Source organism: Azospirillum sp. UFLA03-27 (assembly GCF_059803775.1).
Genome location: NZ_JAUQTX010000402.1, coordinates 1 through 3,572 on the forward strand (window position 1 = coordinate 1; position 3,572 = coordinate 3,572).

General features: G+C 69.5%; 3 protein-coding genes. All 3 read left to right on the forward strand.

Annotated elements, in window-relative coordinates:
• The first annotated feature begins 178 nt into the window (after positions 1-178).
• The gene (locus Q4I23_RS31450; protein ID WP_498528821.1) at positions 179-1,633 is read left to right on the forward strand and encodes an aldehyde dehydrogenase family protein; all 1,455 of its coding nucleotides are present in this window, start codon (positions 179-181) and stop codon (positions 1,631-1,633) included.
• Positions 1,634-1,662: 29 nt separating this feature from the next.
• Entirely contained in the window at positions 1,663-3,132 is a 1,470-nt protein-coding gene (locus Q4I23_RS31455; RefSeq protein WP_454020807.1) for an FAD-binding oxidoreductase, read from the forward strand.
• 30 nt (positions 3,133-3,162) lie between these two features.
• Positions 3,163-3,572: electron transfer flavoprotein subunit beta/FixA family protein (locus Q4I23_RS31460; RefSeq protein WP_498528822.1), on the forward strand; the 410-nt coding region annotated here is incomplete at its 3' end.

The window sequence follows — 3,572 nt, forward strand, 5'->3', positions numbered from 1 at the left end:
GCGTATAATCGTCGGCAGCGTCAGATGTGTATAAGAGACAGACCCCGACCCTCCCCCGCTGGGCGGGGGAGGGGACTGCCGCCGCTTCGCCTGAGGCTCCCTCCCCCGCCCAGCGGGGGAGGGTCGGGGTGGGGGCAGGACCCGCGCCACCAAAGAACCTCCCCGGAGAAAAAACGACATGTCCCCCGCTTCCGATCGCATCACCAACTTCATCGCCGGCTCCTGGCGGCCGGGCCGCGACCGGCTCGACATCTTCAACCCGTCGAATCTGGACGAACTGGCCGGTTCCTACTCGCTGGCCGGCGCCGACGACGTGGCGGAGGCCGTCGCCACGGCGCGCGCCGCCCAGCCGCAATGGCGCGCCGCCACGGTGGAGCAGCGCTCGCTGGTGCTCGACGCCATCTCCCGCGCGCTCTTCGACCGCAAGGACGAGCTGGCCCTCATCGCCGCGACCGAGGGCGGCAAGACCATCCCCGACGCGCTGGGCGAGATCACCCGCGCCGCCCACCTCGCCCGCTTCTTCGCCGCCGAGGCGCTGCGCGCGCCGGGCGAGACGCTGGGCTCGGTCCGGCCGGGGGTCGAGGTCGACGTGACGCGCGAGCCGGTCGGCGTCATCGGCCTCGTCACGCCGTGGAACTTCCCGGTCGCCACGCCGATGTGGAAGATCGCCCCGGCGCTGGCCTTCGGCAACGCCGTCATCTGGAAGCCGTCGGAGAAGACCCCCGGAATATCCATCGCCGTCACCCGTATCATCGCGGAGGCGCTGGAGGCCCACGGCATGCCCGCGGCGCTGTTCAATCTGGTGATCGGCGCCGGCCCCAACGTCGGCGCCGCCGTGGTCGACGCGGTGGACGCCGTGTCCTTCACCGGCTCGGTCAACACCGGACGGCGCATCGCCGTGCGCTGCGCGGAGCGCATGATCCGCGTCCAGCTGGAGCTGGGCGGCCAGAACCCGTTGGTCGTGCTGGGCGACGCCGACCCGGAGCGCGCCGCCGAGATCGGCGTCAACAGCGCCTATTTCCACGCCGGCCAGCGCTGCACCGCCACCGGCCGCTTCATCGTCGAGGATTCGATCCACGACGCCTTCGTCGCCGCGATGACGGAGCGGATGGCGGCGCTGCGCGTCGGCCACGCCCTGCAGCCGGAGACGCAGATCGGCCCGGTCATCGACGAGTTCCAGCTCACCAAGAATCTGCAATACATCGACACCGGCCTGAAGGAAGGCGCGCAGTTGGCGTCCGGCGGCGGGCGGCTGGACCGACCGACGCGCGGCTGGTTCCTCGCCCCGACCCTGTTCACCGAGACCAGCAACGCCATGACCATCAACCGGGAGGAGGTGTTCGGCCCGGTCGCCAGCGTCATCCGCGTCAAGGATTACGAGGAGGCCCTGGCGGTGGCCAACGACACCGACTACGGCCTGTCGTCGGGCATCATCACCAACTCGATGAAGCACGCCCGCCACTTCCAGGCCAACATCCAGGCCGGCATGACCATGCTGAACCTGCCGACGGCCGGCGTCGACTACCACGTGCCCTTCGGCGGCCGGAAGATGTCGAGCTACGGCCCGCGCGAGCAGGGGCGCTCCGCCATCGAGTTCTACACCATCATCAAGACGGCCTATCGCGCGCTGTGACGCGGAACCGAAGCCCAGGGAGAGCCTCCTTGTCCAAAGACATTTCGGGGTCCAACCACACCCCGACCACCGGGCGGCCGGACTTCGCGACGGCCGTGCTCGCCCCCATCCACGCCATCGTCGGCGACCGCGGGCTGATCACCGATCCCGGCACCATGCAGCCCTTCATGGAATCCTGGCGCGACGGCTGGGTCGGCCGTTCGCCCGCCGTGGTTCTGCCCGACAGCACCGAGGCGCTGGCCGCGGTGGTGCGCATCTGCGCCGAGACACGCACCCCCATCGTGCCCCAGGGCGGCAACACCGGCCTGACCGGGGCCAGCCAGCCGCACGCCGACGGGACGGAGATCGTCCTCTCGACCAACCGGCTGAACCGCATCCGCGAGATCGACATCGACAACGACACGATGACGGTGGAGGCCGGCTGCATCCTCGCCAACATCCAGAACGCGGCGCGCGACATCGGCCGGCTGTTCCCGATGAGCCTCGCCGCCGAGGGCTCCTGCCAGATCGGCGGCAACATCGCCACCAACGCCGGCGGCGTGCAGGTCGTGCGCTACGGCAACATGCGCAACCTCGTCGCCGGGCTGGAGGTGGTGCTGCCCGACGGGCGGATCTGGGACGGGCTGCGCGGGCTGCGCAAGGACAACGCCGGCTACGACATGAAGCAGATATTCATCGGGTCGGAGGGCACGCTGGGCATCGTCACCGCCGCGGTGCTGAAGCTGTCGCCGCTGCCGCGCGCCACCGCCACGGCGCTGGTCGCCGTGTCGGCTCCCAGCGACGCCGTCGATCTGCTGACCCGCGCCAAGGGTGTCGCCGGCGACCGCATCATCACCTTCGAGCTGATCCAGCGCGACTGCATCGACGTGGCCCGCCGCCACGTGCCGGACGTGCCCGACCCGCTGCGCGACCGCTATCCCTGGTACGTGCTGGTCGAGCTGGCCGACCAGGACGGCGGCAACCGCCTGATGGAGATGCTGGAAGGCATCCTGGAGGCCGGAATGGAGGCCGGCGAGGTGCTGGACGGCGTCGTGGCCGCCTCCAAGGCCCAGGCCGATTCGCTGTGGCGCATCCGCGAGGGCATCCCGGAAGGCCAGAAGCGCGAGGGCGTGTCCTTCAAGCACGACGTGTCGGTGCCGATTTCCCGCGTGGCGCGCTTCCTCGACCGCGCCAACGCGGCGCTGGAGCGGGAATGCCCGGGCATCCGCCCCTTCGCCTTCGGCCATCTCGGCGACGGCAACATCCATTTCAACCCGATCCAGGCGGAGGGCGGCGACCCGGCCGAATGGAAGGCGAAGCTGGCGACGGTCAACGCCATCGTCCACGACATCGTCGTCGAGCTTGGCGGTTCCATCTCCGCCGAGCACGGCATCGGACGGCTGCGCATCGACGAGATGCCGCGCTACAAGTCCCCGGTCGAGTTGGACATGATGGCGACGCTGAAGCGCGCCTTCGATCCGCACAACATCATGAATCCCGGCAAGATCCTGCGCGCCTGAGCGCGGTTCCGCCAGTCTAGGATTAAACCCATGAAGATCCTCGTCCCGGTCAAGCGGGTGGTCGATTACAACGTCAAGATCCGCGTCAAGGCGGACGGCTCCGGCGTTGAGACCGCCAACGTGAAGATGAGCATGAACCCCTTCGACGAGATCGCCGTCGAAGAGGCCGTCCGCCTCAAGGAAGCCGGCAAGGCGACCGAGGTCATCGTGGTCACCGTCGGCCCGATGGCGGCGCAGGAGACGCTGCGCACCGGCCTCGCCATGGGCGCCGACCGCGGCATCCTGGTCCAGACCGACGCCGAGACGCAGCCGCTGGCCGTCGCCAAGGTGCTCAAGGCGCTCGTCGACAAGGAAGGCCCGACTCTGGTCATCCTCGGCAAGCAGGCGATCGACGACGACTGCAACCAGACCGGCCAGATGCTCGCCGCCTTGCTGGGCTG